Origin of the sequence: Flavobacterium sp. T12S277 (genome assembly GCF_048514875.1) — a bacterium.
In the GTDB taxonomy this organism is placed as follows: domain Bacteria; phylum Bacteroidota; class Bacteroidia; order Flavobacteriales; family Flavobacteriaceae; genus Flavobacterium.
Map to the genome: position 1 here is coordinate 548,768 of NZ_JBLYEG010000001.1, position 22,950 is coordinate 571,717.

General features: G+C 37.2%; 19 protein-coding genes. 4 read left to right on the forward strand and 15 right to left on the reverse strand.

Features of this window, described 5'->3' with window-relative positions; translation table 11 throughout:
• Window positions 1-40: 40 nt before the first annotated feature.
• The 3 genes from ACN1CN_RS02230 to ACN1CN_RS02240 all read right to left on the reverse strand — a co-directional run bounded on the left by ACN1CN_RS02230 (window position 41) and on the right by ACN1CN_RS02240 (window position 4,909).
• Window positions 41-691, reverse strand: a complete 651-nt coding sequence (locus tag ACN1CN_RS02230; RefSeq protein WP_419134508.1) for a DUF1349 domain-containing protein — start codon at window positions 689-691, stop codon at window positions 41-43.
• A 147-nt stretch (window positions 692-838) separates the two neighbouring features.
• Complete coding sequence (locus ACN1CN_RS02235) at window positions 839-3,055, reverse strand: glycoside hydrolase family 3 C-terminal domain-containing protein (RefSeq protein WP_419134509.1); 2,217 nt, start codon at window positions 3,053-3,055, stop codon at window positions 839-841.
• Between the two features lie 210 nt (window positions 3,056-3,265).
• Window positions 3,266-4,909 (reverse strand): DUF6377 domain-containing protein, encoded by a 1,644-nt coding sequence (locus ACN1CN_RS02240; protein ID WP_419134510.1) that lies wholly within the window; start codon window positions 4,907-4,909, stop codon window positions 3,266-3,268.
• A 191-nt stretch (window positions 4,910-5,100) separates the two neighbouring features.
• Between ACN1CN_RS02240 and ACN1CN_RS02245 the strand changes: the two genes are divergently transcribed.
• Complete coding sequence (locus tag ACN1CN_RS02245; RefSeq protein WP_395343089.1) at window positions 5,101-5,445, forward strand: 5-carboxymethyl-2-hydroxymuconate Delta-isomerase; 345 nt, start codon at window positions 5,101-5,103, stop codon at window positions 5,443-5,445.
• Window positions 5,446-5,674: 229 nt separating this feature from the next.
• On the opposite strand, the gene ACN1CN_RS02250 is transcribed toward ACN1CN_RS02245, so the two are convergent.
• The 3 genes from ACN1CN_RS02250 to ACN1CN_RS02260 all read right to left on the reverse strand — a co-directional run bounded on the left by ACN1CN_RS02250 (window position 5,675) and on the right by ACN1CN_RS02260 (window position 9,207).
• Window positions 5,675-7,933 (reverse strand): acyl-CoA dehydrogenase, encoded by a 2,259-nt coding sequence (locus ACN1CN_RS02250; RefSeq protein WP_419134511.1) that lies wholly within the window; start codon window positions 7,931-7,933, stop codon window positions 5,675-5,677.
• A gap of 13 nt (window positions 7,934-7,946) precedes the next feature.
• A complete protein-coding gene (locus ACN1CN_RS02255; RefSeq protein WP_419134512.1) occupies window positions 7,947-8,093 on the reverse strand; it encodes a hypothetical protein in 147 nt (48 codons plus the stop codon).
• Window positions 8,094-8,289: 196 nt separating this feature from the next.
• The gene (locus tag ACN1CN_RS02260; RefSeq protein WP_419134513.1) at window positions 8,290-9,207 is read right to left on the reverse strand and encodes an EamA family transporter; all 918 of its coding nucleotides are present in this window, start codon (window positions 9,205-9,207) and stop codon (window positions 8,290-8,292) included.
• A 100-nt stretch (window positions 9,208-9,307) separates the two neighbouring features.
• On the opposite strand from ACN1CN_RS02260, the gene ACN1CN_RS02265 reads away from it, so the two are divergent.
• On the forward strand, window positions 9,308-10,726 hold the full coding sequence (locus ACN1CN_RS02265) for a PLP-dependent aminotransferase family protein (protein ID WP_419134514.1): 1,419 nt from the start codon (window positions 9,308-9,310) through the stop codon (window positions 10,724-10,726).
• Window positions 10,727-10,926: 200 nt separating this feature from the next.
• On the opposite strand, the gene ACN1CN_RS02270 is transcribed toward ACN1CN_RS02265, so the two are convergent.
• From ACN1CN_RS02270 to aspA, 5 genes are all read right to left on the reverse strand, one after another.
• Window positions 10,927-11,874, reverse strand: coding sequence for a bestrophin family protein (locus ACN1CN_RS02270; protein WP_264523709.1), 948 nt, complete (start codon window positions 11,872-11,874; stop codon window positions 10,927-10,929).
• Between the two features lie 48 nt (window positions 11,875-11,922).
• Entirely contained in the window at window positions 11,923-12,645 is a 723-nt protein-coding gene (locus ACN1CN_RS02275; protein ID WP_419134515.1) for a hypothetical protein, read from the reverse strand.
• Window positions 12,646-12,728: 83 nt separating this feature from the next.
• Window positions 12,729-14,126 (reverse strand): ATP-binding protein, encoded by a 1,398-nt coding sequence (locus ACN1CN_RS02280; protein ID WP_419134516.1) that lies wholly within the window; start codon window positions 14,124-14,126, stop codon window positions 12,729-12,731.
• A 1-nt stretch (window position 14,127) separates the two neighbouring features.
• On the reverse strand, window positions 14,128-14,802 hold the full coding sequence (locus tag ACN1CN_RS02285) for a response regulator transcription factor (RefSeq protein ID WP_017497070.1): 675 nt from the start codon (window positions 14,800-14,802) through the stop codon (window positions 14,128-14,130).
• Between the two features lie 292 nt (window positions 14,803-15,094).
• A complete protein-coding gene (aspA, locus tag ACN1CN_RS02290; RefSeq protein WP_291285442.1) occupies window positions 15,095-16,504 on the reverse strand; it encodes an aspartate ammonia-lyase in 1,410 nt (469 codons plus the stop codon).
• Between the two features lie 334 nt (window positions 16,505-16,838).
• On the opposite strand from aspA, the gene ACN1CN_RS02295 reads away from it, so the two are divergent.
• Window positions 16,839-17,417 (forward strand): pentapeptide repeat-containing protein, encoded by a 579-nt coding sequence (locus ACN1CN_RS02295; protein WP_419134517.1) that lies wholly within the window; start codon window positions 16,839-16,841, stop codon window positions 17,415-17,417.
• Between the two features lie 69 nt (window positions 17,418-17,486).
• Here the strand turns inward: ACN1CN_RS02295 and ACN1CN_RS02300 are convergent, their stop codons facing one another.
• The 4 genes from ACN1CN_RS02300 to glyA all read right to left on the reverse strand — a co-directional run bounded on the left by ACN1CN_RS02300 (window position 17,487) and on the right by glyA (window position 21,462).
• Complete coding sequence (locus tag ACN1CN_RS02300; protein WP_419134518.1) at window positions 17,487-17,984, reverse strand: GNAT family N-acetyltransferase; 498 nt, start codon at window positions 17,982-17,984, stop codon at window positions 17,487-17,489.
• 22 nt (window positions 17,985-18,006) lie between these two features.
• Entirely contained in the window at window positions 18,007-19,047 is a 1,041-nt protein-coding gene (locus ACN1CN_RS02305; RefSeq protein ID WP_419134519.1) for a GMP reductase, read from the reverse strand.
• Window positions 19,048-19,310: 263 nt separating this feature from the next.
• Entirely contained in the window at window positions 19,311-19,904 is a 594-nt protein-coding gene (locus ACN1CN_RS02310; protein WP_017497075.1) for a tRNA-(ms[2]io[6]A)-hydroxylase, read from the reverse strand.
• A gap of 283 nt (window positions 19,905-20,187) precedes the next feature.
• The gene (gene glyA, locus ACN1CN_RS02315) at window positions 20,188-21,462 is read right to left on the reverse strand and encodes a serine hydroxymethyltransferase (RefSeq protein ID WP_291285438.1); all 1,275 of its coding nucleotides are present in this window, start codon (window positions 21,460-21,462) and stop codon (window positions 20,188-20,190) included.
• A gap of 108 nt (window positions 21,463-21,570) precedes the next feature.
• Between glyA and fahA the strand changes: the two genes are divergently transcribed.
• Window positions 21,571-22,854, forward strand: a complete 1,284-nt coding sequence (gene fahA / locus ACN1CN_RS02320; RefSeq protein WP_419134520.1) for a fumarylacetoacetase — start codon at window positions 21,571-21,573, stop codon at window positions 22,852-22,854.
• Window positions 22,855-22,950: the final 96 nt, after the last annotated feature.

Consider the following 22,950-nt stretch of genomic DNA (forward strand, 5'->3'; position numbering starts at 1 on the left):
ATTTGGAATTTGAACTCTTAGAAAATTGGTTTTAACGCTACTATTCCTGGTGGTTTTTAAGCCATTCCAGTCTGCGTTGGTCCGGTAAATGGGTTACTTTAAAATTTTCGAATCTCGCTTCAAAACCTTTTCCGTCAGGTGATGCTGCCATCAGACCTACCATAACCGGAGTATTGTCCTGCAAAGGTGCGTTTCTGGTCAAAATATAGTTTTTATCATCATACGAAAAGAAGACTTCAACGGCGTCCAGTCTTCTCACCACTTTTATCCATACAAATGGTGGTGCTTTCTCTAAAGTGGTCACGCTCCAATCACTTTTATCGTGTGTGACAACGGTGCTGATATTAAACTTCCCGTCTACAAATTCGACTCCGGTTTTAATGTAATTTTTTTCATCTATGCGAAGCATGAGTCCCATTTGATCAAAGCGAGCGATATAATTCCCGGTTAACTTTACTTTGGCTTCAAATTCTCCTCCGTAGGTCGCATAATAAAACGGTGCATCGTCAACAGTAAAACCATAATGCGAAATGCGCCAATAATCACTATTTGCTGTGACATTCATGATCAAAGCATTGTTTTTAATTTCCCATTTTTCCGGTTCGTTAAACCATTGCATTTTGTTCAGGCTTTGCGCCGAAAGATTTTGCGCTAAAAACAAAGTGATGGCACCTAGTATAATTTTTTTCATAGTAGTATTTTAAGTAATAGACTTTTTATTTAACTTATGGGGTAAAATTCATATTAAGACATAAAAACATTGGCAGTATTCCTAAAAGTAAAGCTGCAAATTTTTACACTTGCAGCTTTACAACCAACCATTTTTAGAAACATGAAATTATTGAAGTGAGAAACTCACTTTAGATTTTATAGCCGTAGAAGATGCTCCAATGATGGCTTCAAAAGCTCCCGGTTCAGCAACCCAGTCGTGTTTTTTATCGTCAAAAAAGCTAAGTGCTGTTTTATCGATGGTAAAAGTCACTGTCTTTTCTTCTCCCGCCTGAAGCGAAATTTTCTCGAAACCTTTTAATTCCTTAATCGGACGTGGTAATGAAGATTTTAAGTCGCTGATGTAAAGCTGAACTACCTCTGAACCTTCTCTTGTTCCGGTATTTTTAACTTTTACCGAAAAAGTGATCTGATCTCCGGCTCCCATTTGTTTTTTATCAGCTGTTACTTTTCCGTACTGGAAAGTAGTGTAACTCAAACCATGACCAAAAGAGAATAATGGTTTTGCTTTTTGTTTGTCGGCCCAACGGTAGCCTACAAAAATGCTTTCTTTGTAGGTTACATCCTCACCACCCGGAAATTCACCCAATGCATGAGCTCCGTTATCTGATAATTTTACAGGAAAAGTAAACGATAACTTCCCTGAAGGATTTACATCTCCTACCAAGACAGCGGCTAAAGCATTTCCGGCTTCTGTACCTAAAAACCAGCCCTGTACAATTCCCGGAACTTCTTTTACCCATGGCATTGCCACTGCATTTCCTGAAATATTTACAAAAACGATGTTTTTATTTACTTTAACCAATTCTGTTATCAGCTGATCCTGACCATAAGAAAGACCTAAATCCAGACGGTCGTAACCTTCAGCATCCTGTTTATCACTTTTATTGGTACCTCCAATAAAAAGAACTACATCGGCAGCTGCAGCTACTTTTAAAGCCTCAGCGGTTAACTCGGCAGCAGAGCGTTTGTCTTCAAGACTTACTTTTGCCACTACCCCATTATAGTTACTTGTTGGATCACCAACATATCCACGGGTATAAACAATTTCGGCCTGATTCCCGATTCTTTTCTTTAATCCTTCCAACGGCGTAATTTCGTATCTGGCTTTCAATGAAGAACTTCCTCCTCCAACGGTCGTCATTTTGATGGCATTCTCTCCAATCACCGCAATTTTCTTTGTTTTAGAAAGATTGATGGGCAAGATGTTGTTGTTGTTTTGAAGCAATACAATACCTTCCTCGGCAATTTTTAAACCTGCTTTGGCGTGTTCTTCTGTTCCAAAAGAACCAAAAGGCCTGTTTTTATTCATTGTAGTTAAAAATGACAAACGCAAAATACGACGTACCTTTTCGTCTAGTTCTTTTGTTCCCACTTCCCCTTTTGCAATCATATTTGAGTAAGGTTTTGCCAAAAAGTAATTGTCGTAGGCATTGCTGGTTCCCCAAGAAAGTCCGTTTGTCCAGGAACCAAATTCCATATCCAAACCATTATAAATCGCTTGTTTGGTATCATGCACTCCACCCCAATCAGACACTACAACTCCTTTGAAACCCCATTCTTTTCGAAGAATATCGTTTAGTAAAAATTCGTTATGGCAGCAGTGTTGCCCTTTATATTTATTGTAGGAGCCCATAATTGCCCAGGCGTCTCCTTCCTGAACTGCAGCTTTAAAAGCGGGTAGGTAAATCTCGTACAAAGCGCGATCGTCAACAATTACATTAACGGAATTACGACCTGTTTCCTGATTGTTTAAGGCAAAATGTTTGACGCAAGCAGCCACTCCGTTTGCCTGTACTCCTTTAATATAAGGAACCACCATTTTTGAGGTCAGAAAAGGATCTTCTCCCATGTATTCGAAGTTTCGGCCGTTTAATGGTGATCTGTAGATGTTAACGCCTGGCCCTAATAGTACATTTTTGTTACGGTAACGTGCTTCTTCTCCTATTGATTTTCCATACAGCGAAGACAACTCTTTGTTCCAGGTGGCAGAAAGCGCAGTTAAAGCCGGGAAAGCAATACAGGAATCATTGGTCCATCCTGCCTGATCCCACTCGTCCCATAACACTTCGGTACGAATTCCGTGTGGTCCGTCGGTCATCCAGTTTTCCGGAATTCCCAAACGAGGCACACCCGGTGAGCTGAATTTTGACTGTGCATGGATCATGGCAATTTTCTCATCGGTTGTCATTCTCGCAAGCGCATCGTCTACACGCTCATTAATCGATTTTTTATCATCTAAATAAACCGGAATTTTATGCTGTGCATGCGCACCGACAGCACCCAACAATAGTAAAACAACAATTGTTTTAACGTTTTTAAACATAACTATAAATTTATTAAAGCATTTAATTGACCATCTAAAGAAAGTAGAAGTAGTATCTCTCTTTTTAAGAATACTGTAAAGCTAAAACGTTATAGTTCGTGTTGGATTTTTAAATGAAAAAAAGTAGCAAAATAAAAAACTAAGCAATTCAAAAACAATTACTTAACAAAAATAAAAAGCAAAAAAAAGTAGTGGTTTTAAATGTATTTTCTAAAGTTTCACTGATATTAAGCCAATTTTCATGACCATTTCTTCAAAATCATTTCGGGAAACTGCGGCTTTATTTCGTGCTCTGGTTCGGTAATTGTAAATCGTGCTCAAAGAGTAACGCAAAAATGCTGCAATTTTCACACTATCGGTAATTCCCAAACGAATCAAAGCAAAAATTCGAAGCTCTGTATTCATGAGTTCGCCCTGCTTTAAAACGATTTGTTCTTCCTGAATTAAAAGCGCGTTGAAATCTTTTACGAAAGTAGGATACAAATTCAGAAAGATGATATCGAAATTCTTGTAAAGTTCTTCCAGTTCATTATCGACCAGAGTGGTTGATTTTAATATCTTATAGATTTCGTCGAACTGTTTGGCTGTCGCCTTTTTATTTAACGTAATGCGGTAATTTTCTAATTTATTGATGTAAGTCGAACAAAGACTGAAAAAGTGTGCGATGTATTCTTCTTTGACATGGTTGGACTCCGATAATTGTGCATTACGTTCCTGCAACTGATTGTTCGTTTCTGTAATGTCTTTATTTAATTCGGCCAATTTTTGACTTGTAATGTAAAGTTCGCCCCTGATTCGCGATACTTTTTTCATTTGTTTGTAAACGTAAATGACCGCCACAATCAAAAATACCGACAACAGGCTGATGCATAAAAGATACAATTGAAGTTCTGTTTTTCTTTTGGCCTCTTTCTCCAGGTAAACGGTGTTGATAATCGAATAGAGTTCGGACATCAGCAGTGTGCGAAACTGAACGTTGCAATACAAAGTGTCTTCAATAGCCGATTGGGTTAGTTTGTAGGCCATATCGACATCGTCGGCTTCATAAAAAATTAAAGCCAATTCCTGAAGTGAAGCATTGTCCTTGTTTGCCGTTTTTAAATCAGAAGTGGCCGAAAGGGCATAGTATTTTTTTCGGAGCTCCAGCCGCTGCGTTTTTTTATAGATCGTTGCCAAAAGATACGTCATCATAGCATATTGCGGATGATCTTCCTTTGCATTTTTGAGTAAATCCAATAACTGTTTTTCAGCTACAGCATACTTTTTCTCCGACATGTTCTGTTGAATTCTGGTGATCTGATAGTTGAATGTCGAAGGATCCAAAACGGTAAGAAGCGAATCACGGTATTTTATAATTTGCTCAATGTATTTAATATCATAGCTATTGGCAGCATAATGTTCCAAAAACTCGCGATAGGCGGTATAATAATTAGGAAGCAGTTTTTTAGGCAATTCCTTTTTAGGAATGCTTTTCAAAATGGCTTCAGATTCGCGATATTTTCCCGACGAAGAGTACAGGGTTACCAATTGCAGATTGGCCAAGTTTAGTAAATCGGTATTTTGAAGTTCTTTAGCAATTTTAAGGTTCTTTTTGACATATAAAATAGCCGAATCGGAATTGAATTTTAAGTATTGAGTGTACAAACTTTTGTTGTAATTGTACTCCTGCTCTTTCGTTAAATCATCGGATTTGATTTTTTTGAAATTTAGAATGCGTTCTTCCCTGAGATGAACATAATGTCCTTTGTTTTTTAAAGCTTCATTCAGTTTTTCGATAATACCATCTGTGCTGTCCAATGCATAAACGGGACTTGCTAAAAGAACGAACAGAAAAAGCAACAGATAATTTTTCAAACCAGTTTGGAATATAATGAGACTTGCAAATATAAGAAAGTGCGGATAGAAAAAGGAATTATTTAGTACCTCCAAAATTTTAGCTTTTGTGTTAAAAAAAGAACATTACGAAAAAAATAACGATACCAATTCCCGATTGGATTTTCGTAAATTTGTTTGTACTTCATTTTTCTAATTTAAACATTATACTCATGCCACACTTTGTTATTGATTGTTCTGAAAACGTAATTCGACTAAAATCGGCAGACGATATTATGCAGGAGGTTTACCATACCGCCTTAGCCACTAATCTTTTTGTTCCTACTGATATTAAGGTTCGTATCAATCCTTTCACCTATTACAACAATGGAAATTCTTCAGACGATTTTATCCACGTCTTCGGCTACATACTAGAAGGCCGAAATACAGATCAAAAAGCGGCCTTATCAAAAGCAATTGTCACTAAACTAAACGAAATACTTCCCGAAGTTCCTATCATCTCCATCAATATTATGGATTTTGAAAAAGCCAGTTACGTCAATAAAGCGATGGTTTAAAAAACACTTTCAGGTACTTTGTGATATAACCGAAGTAATAACAAACACTTCTTGTTATTGTAAAAACAAATATCTAATACTCAATAAACCAACTATTTAACACTTTATAAAAAACTATAACTTAAAAAAAATTAGCCACGAATTCACGAATTTTTTCTAATCTGTTTGTTTAAAAAATTCGTGAATTCGTGGCTATTTATTATATACATTTTACATTTAACATCTCACCCTAAACAGCAATTGGCGCTCCCAAACAACTCTGCGGAATATCAAAAGCATTAACGAGAGCCACCGCATCTGGCCGGATGTCCCAACAAAGCTGATTGACTAGTTTACGGATTGCTTTGGTTTTGACAGCTTCCATATAGCCGTCTTCAAGGTACCAGGCTCTGTTTTTTTCTAATTGTGCAAGTGCGTACAATTGGTTGAGTTTCGTCAGAATTCCTTTTGTCTTAGTATCTTCTATGGATTGAATTGCCAATTGAAATTGCTCGAGCACTACTCGCTCCAGATAAGCCTGAGCGACATCTATCATTTGGTGCTGTACCACATTAAAAGCGTCATAAGGTTCTAAACCACCGTCAACCAGTTTTTTGATACGACGTGCCGCTGAGGCCAGAATTGTTTTTTCTCTGTGAATAAAGGCCTGCAAATGAAACTCGCCGTCCAGTAAATGTTCTTCATCCGTTTTTCTGGTGGCAATTGGGTTTTTCTCGGTAAGAGCCGTTTTGGCATTCTCGTACACATAATTGATGATACCCAGCGAACCCATTTCTCCGAACGCTTTTCTGAATTCAGAGAGTCGGTTTTTGGCGACCAACTGCATCAAAACGGTGTTATCACCTTCAAAAGTGGTATAAATTTCGGTATCATTTTTCAAAGCATCAATCCGATTCTCTGATAAATATCCTTTTCCACCACAGGCTTCACGGCATTCCTGCAGTATATCTCTTGTGCTCCAGGTCGAGTATGATTTCATTCCTGCTGCCAGCGCTTCGATTTCCTGCATTTCGGCCTCGGTTCTGTTTAAAAAACGATTGGTAAGATACTGCAAGGTAAAATGTACGGCATATGTTTTTGCCAACGGTGGAATCAATCTGCGCTGGTGCATTCTGTAATTTAGAATCGGAACTTCCGATCCGCCTTCAGGACCAAACTGTCGGCGCTGATCGCTGTAGCGAATAGCAATTGTCAGCCCGGATTTGGCCGCAGCCAAAGCAGAACGAGGAATCCCAATTCGGCCACCCACCAAAGTCCCCAGCATGGTAAAAAATCGCCTGTTATCACTTGGAATCGGACTTTCAAATTCCCCTTTATCATTTACGGAAGCAAAACGATCCAGCATATTTTCTTTTGGAATCACAACCTGATCAAAGCTAATCGTTCCGTTATCCACTCCATTCAGTCCCATTTTATGCCCGCAATCCCCTATCGTAACGCCTTTTAAAGTGGTACCGTTGGTATCTCTCAATGGAACGATAAATGCATTTACGCCATAATCGTGACCGTCGATGATCAGTTTTGCAAAAACAGTTGCCATCTGTCCGTGAACAGCCGCATTTCCAATATACTCCTTCTGCGCATTTTTGTTTGGGGTATGAATGGTAAAAGTCTGATCGCTGTGGGTATAAGTTGCAGTTGTTTCTAATCCTTTTACGTTAGAACCGTGATGTGTTTCGGTCATGGCAAAACAGCCCGGAATTTTTAAGGTTCCAATATCTTTTAAATATTTGGCATAATGTTTTTCGGTACCTAATGACTGAACGCTCATGCCCCAAAGTCCAAACTGAACCCCCAATTTGATGACTAAACTCAAATCATGGTAACTTAAGGTTTCCATAATCGCAAAATAGTCGGCTATGTTTTCTCCACCGCCATATTGCTTTGGATAGGCCATATTACCCAGGTTCTCTCCTGCCAGTATCTTGCACCAATTGTACACCGTCTGGCGGTACACCTGAATATCTGTCGAAGTTTCGTAAGCAAATTCAGGTCTTGAAATGACCGATTTTACCCGATTGATGATAGCAGCTTCTTTACCATTTAGAAGTGTTGTGATCTTTTGAATATCAAAATCACTGTTGGTCTGCGAGTTTGCGGTAAAGGAATTTGCTTTTATTTTAAAGTTCTGCAGCGCTTCTTCGCCTAAAATTCCAAGGTCATTTTCTAATTGAACAAAACTTGTTTTTAAGCTGGAAATGTCTAAATCCTTTTCGGAAAGGGCTACGGCAATATCAAAAATCGATCTGATATCTTCTTTGTTCTGAATGCCTTTCTCGATATCCAATTTCCATTGCGCGAGCTCGTTTCGTCCGGGTGGATTTGAAATGTCAACTCTTGAAAGTAATTGCTGTTTCTCTTCCGGCGAAAGCCATATGAGGTTATTGATAAATTTCTGAATGGTAACAAATTCTTTTTGAGTCAGTAAATCATCAGACCATACTAAGTAAAACAACGGGATAAAGGCTTGCAGTTTGGTATTTTTCATAAGAATATGGGATTTAGGTGCTGTTAAGCAGATTTTTTACCACAATTTGCGTCGCTTCAAATCTCTTTTTAGCGGTTTCGACTTCAACAATCGATGCAAAATGTGTCATCTCTTTTTTATACAGCATTTTGCATAAAAAAGCAGAAATGAAAATACTCATTCCTGTTTACATATGTTGTTAAGATTGTGGTAATTTTAACTGAGCTCCAAAAAAATGAAAAATTGTCTGTCACGAATCAACCGAAATATTATGTATAAAAAAACAGGAATGAAAAATATTCATTCCTGTTTACACATCCTATAAAGATTCAGATACTTCAGATTTTAAACCAATAAAAAACATAAAGTAACCGTTGTTATTTCAGAACCTTTGGATATTGCAGTATTTTTTGCCTGATCGCAAAAAGATGATGTGAATTAAAAACCAATACAGCAAGAAAAACAATACTATAAGCTACAATTTGCACAGATCCAATTGGCTCGTGATACACGAAAATAGCCAACAAAAATGCAATCATAGGGTTGATGTTTAAAAGCATTCCCACGGTTGATGAATTGATTCCGGAAAGTGCATATAAATTTAGGAACAACGGAAATATAGTAAACAAAATGGCAATGGTTTCGATACAGAAATAAAATTTAAATTCTGTTGGAACCGGCCCGCTGTAAACAGGGTAAAATGGCAATAAAAACAAGGCCGCAAGCGTAATATGAAAGGTAAGAACAATGAATTTATCAAATCCTTTGTTGATACGCTGACTTACTAAATAAGAAGCATAAGTAGAACCAATGATGATACTAAAAACCATGTCCATAATATTGGCATAAGATAAAAGCAAACAGCCTGAAACACTTAAACCTACAGCCATCCATTGTGTTTTACTTAATTTTTCATTCAGAATAAAGTACGCCAGTAAGGTGGTTAAAATCGGGCAAACCAAATAGGCCAACGAGGTCGCTTTTACGCTAACATGGTTCATTACGTAAATGAATGTAAACCAGTTTGCCATTAAAAAAACACTTCCTCCAATATTCAGCAAAAGTGATCTGCGTCTCTCCAAAGTCGGTAATGACTTGAAAGTATTGATTGTTTCTTTGATTCTTTTTCTTTTAAAAGTAAAGGCAATCAGCAACATCAGAATGCTACAGCTAAAAACGCGGTAAAATAAAATATCCAAAGAAGCATAGTCGTGAATTGGCTTTAATGCCAAACTAAAAAATCCCCAGATTACAAAACAGGTAATTGCCGCTATATAATATTTTGTTGTTTTCACGAATTATTTTTGGATTAGTTTTCTATTAAAGCAAATTTCTAAAAAATAAAACAGCAATACAGATACAGTTTTTGTAAATTGCACCATAACAGTTTTTTTTATGAAAAATTCAAATTACTTGTATCTGCAGTTTGCAGACCGAATTGAAAAGCAAATAAAATCGGGCGTTTTAAGCGTTGGTGATAAACTGCCTTCTATACGCGAAGTCTGTGCCGAAACGGGTTACAGTATGAGCACGGTAAGCAAAGCTTATTATGAAATTGAAAGTCGGTCTCTTATCGAATCGAGGCCTCAATCCGGTTATTATGTAAGTAATATTTCGGCCCGAACCATTCCTGAACCTACACCGAGCAGTCCTATTTTAAAATGTGCCAACATAGACCGGGAAGATTTAATCGATCAGGTGTACGGTAATATGACAGATCCCAATATAACGATGCTTTCTTTGGGGTTTCCTTCAAACGAACTGCTTCCTATCGCTAAATTAAACAAAGGAATGCTGCAGGCTATGCGACAGCTTCCCAATAGCGGCACCAGCTACGAACAGGTGCAGGGCAATCTGAATTTGAGAAAAGAAATTGCACGTTGGTCCTTTACCTGGGGCGGCTCTTTAACCGAAAGGGATATTATTACGATGCCGGGCTGCACGAGTGCTATTTCTCATTGTTTGATGACACTTACCAAACCGGGAGATACCATTATTACAGAAAGTCCTGCTTATTTTGGTATCCTGCAGCTCGCAAAATCTCTGGGATTGTATATTATGGAACTACCCACCAATATGACTACGGGAATAGAATTAGAAGCTTTAAAAAAAGCGCTTTCTTCTAAAAAAGTGAAACTCTGTTTGCTGATGAGCAACTTTAGCAATCCGTCGGGAAGCATGATGCCCATTGAACATAAGAAGGAAGTGGTTCGATTAATGGAGTTTTACAACATTCCATTGATTGAGGACGATATTCATGGCGATTTGTACTTTGGCTCGAGCCGTCCAACAAACTGTAAAACCTATGACGAGAGCGGAATTGTACTGTGCTGCAGTTCGGTTTCAAAAACGCTGGCACCGGGCTATCGCGTGGGCTGGGTTTCACCGGGTAAATTCAAAAAAGAAATTCTGCGCAATAAAATTTATCATACGCTCTCTACTCCTACCATTACACATCAGGTGGTTGGTGACTTTTTAAAAAATGGAAGATACGAGAATCACCTTCGAAAAATACGCCAGATACTGAATCACAATTGCAACAATTATATCAATACGGTTTTAGAATCCTTTCCAAAAGGGACAAAGGTAAGTCAGCCACAAGGAGGCTTTTTTCTTTGGATTGAGCTCGATAAAAATGTCGATACAGCCGCATTTTATCATTTGGCCATGCAGCACAAAATTAGTTTTGCACCGGGACGGATTTTTACTTTTCAGAATCAATTTTCAAATTGCATGCGATTGAGTTTTGGTCTGCCGTGGAGTAATGAATTGAGAACTTCTATACAAACCTTAGGTAAGTTGATTGATCAGTAGTTTATAGTCGCGGTTTGCAGTCTCAGTTTGCAGTCGCAGCTTACAGTTTGAAGTCACAGTTTTCAGTCGCATTTCACAATTCACATTTCACATTTCACATCTCACACCCAACGGGTTAAATACATAAAAAAAACTGGACAGCCGCATTAACAAAGCGGTGTCCAGTTCACAAATTGAGAAACCAAAATCAATTCACATAATTATAAAACAAAATAAGCGTTGTTTTCCGCTTTCTTTAAATCCGGTTTAAGATCAAATTCTTTGATAATATCAAATTCGCTTTGATACTCGTTTAACATTTGCATCAGATTCTTTTCAATTGTATTCGAAATCGCCGTAACAGGTGTATCTGTTGGTCTGTTTTCGAACGGATCCTGTAAATGGATCGCCATTTTTTCAATCAGAAAGAACGTTCCTCCGATAATGGTAATTAACGGAACAGCAAACCAGCTCAACAAACTGATTAATCCAAATGGTAATAACAGTATAAACAAACACAAAGTCATTCTGATGTACATGCTGTAAGTGGTTGGGAAAATCGTATTCTTGATACGTTCACATTTCCCCATGGCATCACACAATCTTGACAAGGTGTTGTCAATTTCAACCTGCTGGTAAGCGTTTAGGCGTTTTTCTTTCTTAGCAATTCTAAGATCTCTACCATGAAGTAATAAGATCGCATTTGGAATGTTCTGATGATTTTTGACAAAATTCAGTTCTTCTTCGCTAATTAAATCTTTTATGGGTTTTATGGCATCTTTGTTACGCAAGGCCTGCCCTAAGCTGTAACACCACGCTATTTGTCTTTTGGTAAAGTTTTCTTTGAACTCGTTTGCCTCTACCGAAAAGCCCGGATCTTTATAAAAAGTCAACATTTGTCGCACCAGCGTTCTCGATTCATTTACAATCGATCCCCAGATGATACGTGCTTCCCACCATCTGTCGTAGGCCTGATTGGATTTAAAAGCCAATAATAAGGATATAATGGTACCTACCATTGTTGGAATCGCAATTGGTATTTCGATCGCAACATTGATGAAATAATGGTGAAATATCTCGAATAAAATGGTGTAAGTCATTACAAGGCACAATTCCACTTTAATTTTCCCGAGAACGTACCTCATTGGAATTCTTTTCTTTAATAACATATTTTTCAGTTTAAATTAAACTTCTCTTTTTTTGGAAGAAACCTGGTTTTATACCAGTTCTTCGTAGAGCGACAGTACCGGAAGTCCCAGTTTATCGTTTACAGTTTCTTTTTTATTTTTTTTGAATTGAATTTTCTCTCCTTTGCGGGTTTCTACCAGTAAATCGATATCGTATTTGGAAATCGCTTCTGATAAGTAAGGAGCGAAATTTTCGTAGTCATCCTCAAATTTGGAAGTCTGGCTTACAATCTCGAACGAAAAATTATTGTTCAAAAATTGCTGAACGTCTTTAACATGCATGTTGGCACGACCGTTTTCGATATAAAGAGCTTTATTGAAATCTTCTTTGTATTGCTCTGAACCTAAATGTAAAATAGGACATTTTTGGTTTCCGGCTAACTGTACAAGGTATTGATGGATACGTTTTGTTTCCTGCTTGTAAGAGTTGGTAAGCACTACCAGTTTTATGGCAAAAACATCGATAATGCGCTTAAAAATTGGAGAAGAAAGTCCGTATTGATTGTGTACTTTTATTTTACAATTGGGTGTGTGCTCAATAATGTATCGGCACGTTTCTAATACTTCTTCCTGACTTGCAGTAAGTCCGGTACGCATTTCACGTAAAAAGTTAGAGGACGAAAAGGCATCAGGAGTGTCTGAAACCAACATCAGAATAATTTCACAATCTGAATCTTTTGCCTGACCAATAGCTGATTTCACAGCACAAATTGTATCGTCTTTTAAAGTCGTAGGTATAAGGAAATTTTTCATAAGTATAATCGTTTAGTTTATACATACAAAATAACTCCCGGCAAATTAGAAGGGTCTTAATCTCTAATTAGAATTTTCTAAGATTAAAGATTAGAATTTTTAATGTTGGTTTTCTTCGTGTTTGTTTTATTGAAGACGATGGTTACGATAGTCCCCTTGTTTTGTTCGGACTGTACCTGAATCTCACCATCATGCATACGAATGATTTTTGAAGCCAACGGAAGCCCCAAACCATAGCCAATATATTTGGTTGCAATTTTACCTCTAAAGAAAGGCTCGTACAAATGCGGAATGTCTTCCGGCGGAATACCAATCCCTATGTCGTTGATGGCTACTTTAATCCAGTCCTGATTGGCAGAAAGCGTTACAAAAACCTCATTGTTATCCGAATATTTTACACCATTGGTAATAATGTTGTTAATAGCAAGCTCTAAAAGCGGTTTGTTGCACGGAATTAAAAGCAAATTAGAGTCTTTAGGAGCAAAGTTTAGCTTGATGCTAACGCGGTTGTCCGGATAAATTTTATCCAAATCCGATTTTACATCCATCAAAACTTCGTCGATTCTGGCAATATCCAAAACCTGCTTTTTACCGTCGTAACCCGTCTGGGTAAGCTTTAACAAACTTTCGGTCAGATTTCCTAATCGCGAGGCCTGACTGTAAATGTTTTCTAAAGACTGAATGTATTCCGGAATTTCTCTTTCTTTGAAAAGCATAATTTCCGACTCCGCAATAATGGTTGTAATTGGCGTTTTTAATTCGTGTGACGCATTGTTGATAAAATTGGCCTGTATCTCAAATGAGGTCTCCAAACGGTCCAGCATGTCGTTGAAGGTTTCCGTAAGGTCTGAGATCTCATCGGAGTTTTTGACTTCCGGCAAGCGGTTGTGAAGATTAGACGCACTGATTCTGTTCACCTCTTTGGTAATTCTCGCTACCGGATTGATCACTCTTTTGGCTAAAAAACGTCCCAAAAAGAAGGCGAGAAATATGAATCCTATCCCTCCGAACAACATGATTTTTACGATATAAATAGTCGTTGTCGGACCTTTTCGGTCACGGGCACCAATAATTACGATGTATTTTTGGTTGTTCTCTGTAAAAACCTGTCCCAAATAATACTTGTTTTCTTTCTCAAAATAGTCTCTTCCGGTATTTAAAATATTGGTGTAAAACTCGTTTGGTAAATTCAGTTTGGTGTTGTAATCAAAACTATTGGCACTGTTTATTTTCAGAACAAATTCTTCTTCTTCAATCAGCTCCTCTAGTCCATTTTTTTTAAGATTACTGTAGTATTTTATTTTTTCAGGATCGTTCTGAAAATGAATAGACGCTACAATTTTAGCTCTGTCTTCCAGCCTTTTTAAGAAATGGTACCTATTATTTTCTCTAAACAGAACAAAAACAACAATACATAGAAGTAATGTACTAAAGCTCGACAAGGCTACATAAGTGTATGTTATTTTTTTTCTTATATCCATATTATGGTTGTATCACGTAGCCCAGACCTTTCATGGTGTGGATGAGTTTCGTTTCAAAAGGTTTATCGATTTTTTTTCTTAAATAAGTGATGTAAACATCAACAACATTGGTGTTCATATCAAAATTAATATCCCAGACATTGTCTAAGATTTGGTCCCGGGAAACGATGCGTCCACTATTTTTAGCCAGGTAGTATAATAATTTAAACTCTTTGGCTGTCAGAATAATCGATTCTCCTTCCCTTTTAACCGTTTTGGCACGACCGTTTATTTCTAAATCGCCAATGGTTATCGTATCTACCTTTTCGGTGTCCTGATGGGCTCTGCGGTGTAGTGCATTTACTCTGGCATCAAGTTCTCCAAATTTAAAGGGCTTTACCAAATAATCGTCGGCACCTGCATTAAGTCCGGTCACAATATTTTCCGAAGTTCCAAGAGCGGTTAATAGCAATACTGGAACAAAATTCTTACTGGCGCGAAGTCTTCTGCAAATCTCTATTCCGTTAATATCGGGAAGCATTACATCTAAAACAACAACATCAAAATTATAATTGTGGATCATTTCCAGAGCAGTTCTGCCATCCAGAGCCACACTTACTTCATTATTGTTTTCGGCAAATCCTTTCCTTAAAATGGACAAAAGATTTGGTTCGTCTTCTACTATCAGTAATTTCATCTTAGTTCAGGTATGAACAGCAAAAATAGGGATTGACTTTAAAAATATAAATCACAATAGTTATAAATTATGATTTAATTATGAACAATAGGTTATATTTTCCTCAAAAAAACAACTACTAAGAATTGCTTTTCGATCTAAATGTTTCCTGAGCGTTGCGGTGTTGCTTCTTAAAATTAAAGTGCAATGTTGCTGCCCGTCTTCTTCGTAAAGCGAAAGAAAACTCATTTTTACTTCATAAAAAAAGCCGGCATTAAAACAATGCCGGCCTTGTATAAATATAGAGAATCTCTTATTTCGTAATGAATTTTGGGTTGATTAAGTTATCCAATGAATAAATTTCGTCCCATTTTTCCTGTGTGATTAATTTTCTTTCAATCACTGCGATCTGATGTACACTTTTATTCAGTTTCAAAGCTTCACCTGCAATACTTGCACTTTCTTCATACCCTAAAATTGGGTTCAACTGTGTTACAATACCAATACTGTTCATTACCATATTGTAGCAGTGAGCCTCATTTGCAGTAATTCCAGTAATACATTTATCGATTAAAGTCTGAATTGCATTTGAAAGATAATCCAATGAAGTAAACATGGCAAATGCAATTACCGGCTCCATCACATTTAATTGCAATTGTCCTGCCTCAGCAGCCATCGTTACGGTTAAATCCTGTCCGATTACATAAAAACAAGTCTGGTTTACTACTTCCGGGATTACCGGATTTACTTTTCCTGGCATGATAGACGATCCTGGCTGACGTGCCGGTAAGTTGATTTCGTTGAAACCTGTTCTTGGCCCTGAGCTCAACAATCGTAAATCGTTACAAATTTTAGAAATTTTAACTGCGGTTCTTTTTAATGTTCCCATAATCTGAACATAAGCACCTGTATCTACTGTAGCTTCAATTAAATCCGGAGAAAGTGTCAACGGAATACCTACTTCTTTCGCCAAGTAATTCACGCAAATTTCAGGGTATCCTTCCGGTGCGTTTACTCTTGTTCCAATAGCGGTAGCTCCCATATTGATTTCTAAAACTAAACTCTGAGCATCTCTTAATCTTCTAACATCTTCTCCAATAGTAGTAGCATAAGAGTTAAACTCCTGCCCTAAAGTCATTGGAACAGCATCCTGCAATTGTGTTCTTCCCATTTTCAGAACACTTTTGAATTCTTCTCCTTTTGCAGCAAAAGCTACTTCAAGGCCTTCTAAAGTTTTAATAAAACTCTCTATTTTAAGGTAAAGTGCAATTCTAAAAGCTGATGGATATGCATCATTTGTAGATTGAGAACAGTTTACGTGATTGTTTGGGTGCAAAAAGTTATAATCTCCTTTTTTATGTCCTAAATATTCTAAACCAATATTAGCAATTACTTCGTTAGCATTCATGTTTACCGAAGTACCGGCTCCACCCTGAATTAAATCGCTCACAAATTCCTGATCGAATTTACCTGCAATTACCTGGTCACTTCCATAACAAATAGCTTCTGCAATCTTAGCGTCTAATGCGCCACAGTCTTTGTTTGCCAAAGCTGCAGCCTTTTTTACATAACCTAATGCTTTAATGAATAAAGGTTCTTTTGAAATAGGAATTCCTGTGATATTAAAATTCTCTACTGCTCTGAAGGTCTGGATACCATAATATAGATGATTTGGAATGTCTAATTCCCCTAAAAAATCATGCTCTTTTCTCGTTGATCCCATATAATATTAATTGTTACGTTTAACTTTAAAAAACAGTGTAAAACTACATCAAATTACCCTCATAAGAAAATATTTCAAATCAAATACTGCTAAGATTTTCTTAAAATTTAACCCTAAAATTAAACACTTATCATTTTAAGAATCAAAAAATATCAAATTCACAAAAAACACCTCTAAATAGAGCTCCTTAACTGCATAAGGCAAAAGGTCTTAACCTTCTTTTCTATTCAATCCAAAAGTCCCCTTCGGGATCAAAAATTATCTTTATTTATCGTCTGCTAGTACTTGTATAATTAGTATCTTTTCACCCTCAAAACTATCCCAAAAAATTACCTTGAAAAAAGAATCTCAATACTTCCTTGATAAAGAATACAATACCATCATTTACGGTAGAGATGATGTCAATTTTAAGGATTTCGAATGTTGTGTTTTCAATAATTGTAATTTTTCGGCCTGTACTTTTTTAGCCGTTACTTTTATTGATTGTGTTTTTAATGACTGTACTTTTAGTGAAGCAAAAATCAATTATGTAGCCTTTCGTACCGCTACTTTTAACCGTTGTGAAATCAAAGAAGTTAATTTTGCCATGTGCGACAAACTGATCTTTGAAATTCATTTTTACGATTGTATTTTAGATTTTTCGAAATTTTACACCTTAAAGATTAAAGGAACAACCTTTACCAATTGCAGTTTAATTGCCGTCGATTTTATGGCTACCGACCTCACAAGTGTGCTGTTTGACAATTGCGACCTGTATCGCTCTGAATTTGACAAAGCCATTGCCAATAAGGCCGACTTTAAAACCAGCTACAATTATACCATCGATCCCTCAAAAACCAAACTAAAAAAAGCTGTTTTTGCTTTGAAAGAAGTGAAAGGCTTGTTGTTTAAACACGATGTGATTGTGAGTTGATGTTGTTGTTTGCTTCAGTCGCAGTTTTCAGTCGCAGTTCACCTTCTAAAATGCATGTCTGGTTTTGTTTTAGAATTTTTTCTCCATTACATAATCTTCCATCAAATAACCGTTTCCAATATCAAGATCTGACTCTCCGATGATCTCAAAACCTATCTTTTTATAGAAACCCAGAGCGGTATTAAATCGGTTAACATTTAGGGATAATGCGTGAGAATTGTTTTCTGCCCCAAGCTTTTCAATTTCTTCAATAACTTTTTTACCAATTCCTTTCCCCTGAGTTTCCGGTAAAAGGTAGATTTTATGAATTTTAGTTACTGCTTTTCCTTTATAATTGTGTTCGATTCCGATAAATCCGATATTGGTTTGATCCTCATCAATCCTATAAAACAATTGCTCTTTTTTAACTAATTGATCGGTTAAGGCTTCCTCAGAGTAAAAAAGATCTAACATATAAACCAATTGTTCTTTTGTTAAGATTTCACCGTATGTAATCGGCCATGTTACATGTACTATTTTCTGAATTAGTTTAATATCGCTTACTGTAGCTTCTGAAATTGTAATCATATTCTATTTTAAAATGCTTTTATTAATTTGTAAAAACCTGATTTTCCTGTTCACTTACCCTTATAAAGGTCGTTCGTTTGGTAAGTTCCTTTAGACGTGAAGCGCCTACATAGGTGCATGTACTTCGCAAACCACCCAAAATATCCAATATGGTATTTATAACCTGCCCTTTGAAAGGTACCTGCACGGTTTTACCTTCACTTGCTCTATACTCTGCCACACCTCCAACATGTTTGTCCATGGCGGTTGTAGAGCTCATTCCGTAAAATTGTTTGAATTTGTTCCCGTTTATTTCAATCATCTCTCCTCCGCTTTCTGTGTGTCCGGCGAGCATTCCGCCCAACATTACAAAATCAGATCCGGCACCAAACGCTTTTGCCACATCTCCCGGTGTACTGCAGCCACCATCACTAATAATGTGCCCTCCTAAACCGTGAGCAGCATCGGCACATTCAATAATAGCAGAAAGCTGCGGGTAGCCTACCCCCGTTTTCACACGAGTAGTACAAACAGAACCCGGTCCAATGCCGACCTTTACAATGTCGGCCCCGGCTAATAATAATTCTTCAACCATTTCTCCGGTGACCACATTTCCGGCAATAATCACTTTGTCCGGATATTGTTTGCGGGTTTGTTTTAAAAACTGCACAAAATGTTCTGAATAGCCATTGGCAACATCAATACAAATGAATTTCAATAACGGATTTTCGGTAATAATTTGGCGTATTTTTTCGAAATCTTCCTTTCCTGTTCCGGTACTAATGGCAATATAATCGTAAAAATCCTGAGTGGCGTCTTTTAAAAATTCTTTCCATTCCTGCGGAGAATAGTGTTTGTGAATTGCGGTAAAGAGTTTTTCTTTTGCTAAAACTTTAGCCATTTCAAAAGTTCCGACAGTATCCATATTGGCTGCCATAATCGGAATCCCAAACCAGGACGCGGAACTGTGTAAAAACTTAAAATTTTGTTCTAACGAGACTTCAGATCTGCTTTTTAGCGTCGATCTTTTTGGTCGAATCATTACATCTTTAAATCCTAATTTCAAATCACTTTCTATTCTCATAGCTTTCAATTTTCGTTACTCTCAAATGTAAGGAATTTTAGATTGCTGATTTTAAGTTATAGTTCATAAAACTTTGCTAATATTTGAACACGGGTTACGTGAACTTAGAGCACGTTTCGACTTCGCTCAACGTGACAATCGTCTAAAAGTCAAACTGAAATACTAAAGCTGTAAAATGTGAAATGTAAACTGTAAACTGCAAACCGTGACTGAAAACTGTAACTGAGACTGCAAACTGAGACTGCGACTATAAACTACAAACTTTACCCGTGAATAGTCTCCCCTTTTCCGTAGTTGGTAATAATAGATTCTTCGAAGGCAAGCCATTCTCTCCAACGCTTTTCAACGTCAATTCCAACGCCGTACTTTCGGGCATAGGTAATAAAAGTGGTGTAGTGCCCCGCTTCGCTTTCCATTAACTCTCTGTAAAAAACAGCCAACTCTTCGTCCTGAATGTTTTCAGACAGAACTTTAAAACGCTCACAGCTTCTGGCCTCAATCATCGCCGAAAACAATAGTCTTTCCACCAGTCCTGACACACGACTTCCGTCTCCGCTTTTCTTCATGTACTGGTACAGTTCGTTTACATAGTCGTCTTTACGCTCACGCCCTAACTTCAATCCTCTTTTAATGATAATGTTGTGCACCTGCTCAAAATGATCGATTTCTTCTTTGGCTAAAGCCAATAAGTCTTGCACCAAATCCTGGTGTTCAGAATTATTCGTGATTATCGTAATGGCATTTGTTGCTGCTTTTTGCTCGCACCAGGCATGATCCGTCAGGATTTCCTCAATATTTTTCTCTACGATATTTACCCATCTCGGGTCGGTTGGCAGTTGTAATCTTAGTACGCCCATTTTTTTTGTTTTATTTGTTTCAGGTTGTTTTTGTTTCAGGTTTCAGGTTTTCTTTGTTTCAAGTTCCTTTTGTTTCAAGTTTCTTTTGTTGCAGGTTTCAGGTTGCTTTGCAGAACTATAAAGATTTAACGCTCTATCTCTTTTAAGGTACAAAACCTGAAACTTGAAACTTGAAACTTTTTTTCCCATTTCAACTTACTCCCCAGAATTAAAAAAAGTTTAAAGTTCTATACTTTTTACAGTACAAAACTTTAAACTTGAATTTTTTAAACTTGAAACTTTATTAGTATGAGAAAATCGGTCTTTCGCTCATCATTTCGTTTACTTCGTTTGCTACTTCTTCGATAACAGCTTCATTGGTATGATCTGTAAGTACTCTGTCGATTAAAGCAACAATCGTTTCCATATCTTCTTCAACTAAACCACGAGTAGTGATTGCAGCTGTTCCAACACGGATACCTGAGGTTACAAATGGTGATTTGTCATCAAATGGAACCATATTTTTATTTACTGTGATTTCAGCTTTTACTAATGCGTTTTCAGCTTCTTTACCAGAGATTCCTTTATTTCTTAAGTCGATAAGCATCATGTGGTTATCTGTTCCTCCTGAAATAATATTGTATCCTCTTTTTACGAAAGCATCAGCCATAGCGTTTGCATTTTTCTGCAATTGCATAGCATAAGTAAAGAATTCATCTTTTAATGCTTCACCAAAAGCTACTGCTTTAGCGGCAATGATGTGCATTAAAGGTCCACCTTGGTTTCCAGGGAAAACAGCAAGATCTAATAGAGAAGACATCATTCTGATTTCTCCTTTTGGAGTTTTTAATCCTTGTGGGTTTTCGAAATCTTTCCCCATTAAGATCAAACCTCCACGTGGTCCGCGTAATGTTTTATGAGTAGTTGTCGAAACAATATGACAATGTGGAATCGGGTCATTCATTAATCCTTTAGCAATAAGACCTGCAGGGTGAGAAATATCAGCAAACAAGATTGCTCCTACGCTGTCAGCGATTTCTCTGAAACGTGCAAAGTCCATATCACGTGAATAAGCCGAAGCTCCAGCGATGATTAATTTTGGTTGTTCTTTAGTTGCGATTTCCTGAATTTTATCGTAGTTTAAACGACCTGTTTCAGCATCTACACCATAAAAAACAGGACGGTACAAACGACCTGAGAAGTTTACCGGCGAACCGTGAGTTAAGTGACCTCCGTGTGATAAGTCGAAACCTAAAATAGTATCTCCAGGATTTAAACATGCATGGTAAACTGATGTATTAGCCTGAGATCCTGAGTGTGGCTGAACGTTTGCATATTCAGCTCCAAATAATTCTTTGGCTCTGTCAATTGCGATTTGCTCAATTACGTCTACTACTTCGCATCCTCCGTAGTATCTTTTGCCAGGATATCCCTCAGCATATTTGTTAGTTAAAACAGAACCAGCTGCTTCCATTACCTCATCACTTACAAAATTCTCTGAAGCGATAAGTTCTAATCCGTGAATTTGTCTGTCTTGTTCCTCTAGTATAAGGTCAAAAATTTGTTCGTCGCGTTGCATTTTTTTGATTTTCGTTAATTTCCTGCAAAAATACAAAAAAACGTTTGTCAAACTGTTAGATTATGATATATTTGACATAGAATTTTTCAACAAATAATTAACATCCACATGCCGATAACCGCCAACGATACTAAAAGAAAATCATGGTTAGAAGTACCACAAAATAGTGACTTCCCCATTCAAAACATCCCTTTCGGTGTATTTCTTACCAAAGAAAATGTCGTTACTGTAGGAACAAGAATTGGCGATTACGCTATAGACTTAGGGGCTTTACAACAATTAAATTATTTTGCAGGAATAGATCTTACAGATGATATGTTCATGCAGGACACGCTAAATGATTTTATTTCTGATGGAAAAAAAACATGGCGACTTGTTCGAAATCGTATCGCTGATATTTTCGACGAAACCAATCCACAACTTAGAGATTCAGCAAAAGACCGCGACATCGTTATTTTCAAAATCGATGATGTCGAAATGCAATTGCCTGTACTAATTGGTGATTATACCGACTTTTATTCGAGTAAAGAACACGCTACGAACGTTGGAAAAATGTTCCGTGATCCTGAAAACGCTTTATTGCCAAACTGGTTACACATTCCGGTAGGATACCACGGAAGAAGTTCTACAATTGTTCCGTCAGGAATTCCGGTACACCGTCCAATGGGGCAAACTTTGCCTGCCGGACATGATACCCCGGTATTTGGTGCTTCGCGTTTGGTAGATTTTGAATTAGAAACTGCTTTTATCACTACAGATGTAAATGTAATGGGCGAAAACATTTCTACTTTCGAAGCTGAGGACTATATTTTCGGAATGGTTTTATTAAACGACTGGAGTGCTCGTGATATTCAAAAATGGGAGTATGTGCCACTAGGGCCGTTTTTAGCTAAAAACTTTGCTTCGTCAATCTCTCCATGGATTATTACTATGGATGCTTTAGAGCCTTTTAGAACTAAAGGACCTAAACAAGACCCTACCCCGCTTCCTTATTTACAAACCAAAGGAAAAAAAGCTTTTGACATTCACTTAGAAGTTTCTTTAAAGCCTGAAAACCAGGAAGAAACTGTAATTTCAAAATCTAACTTCAAATATATGTACTGGTCTATGGCCCAGCAGCTAACACATCATACTTCAAACGGATGTCGTGTGAATTCTGGCGACATGATGGGTTCCGGAACTATTTCTGGTCCAACTCCGGACAGTTTTGGTTCGATGTTAGAACTAACCTGGGGAGGTAAAAACCCTATAAAATTAAACGACGGAAGCGAACGTAAATTTATTGAAGACGGAGATACGGTAATTATCAAAGGTTTCTGCGAAAGCAATGAAGTGCGTATTGGTTTTGGAGAAGTTTCAAGCCAATTGTTACCTCCTTTTGTGAGACAATGAAGAGATACTGCCATATCGAAAGATATATAAATAAAAAACCTTGTTAGACAACTAACAAGGTTTTTTTATGTTTATTTTTTTCTGCTACGGCCTTAA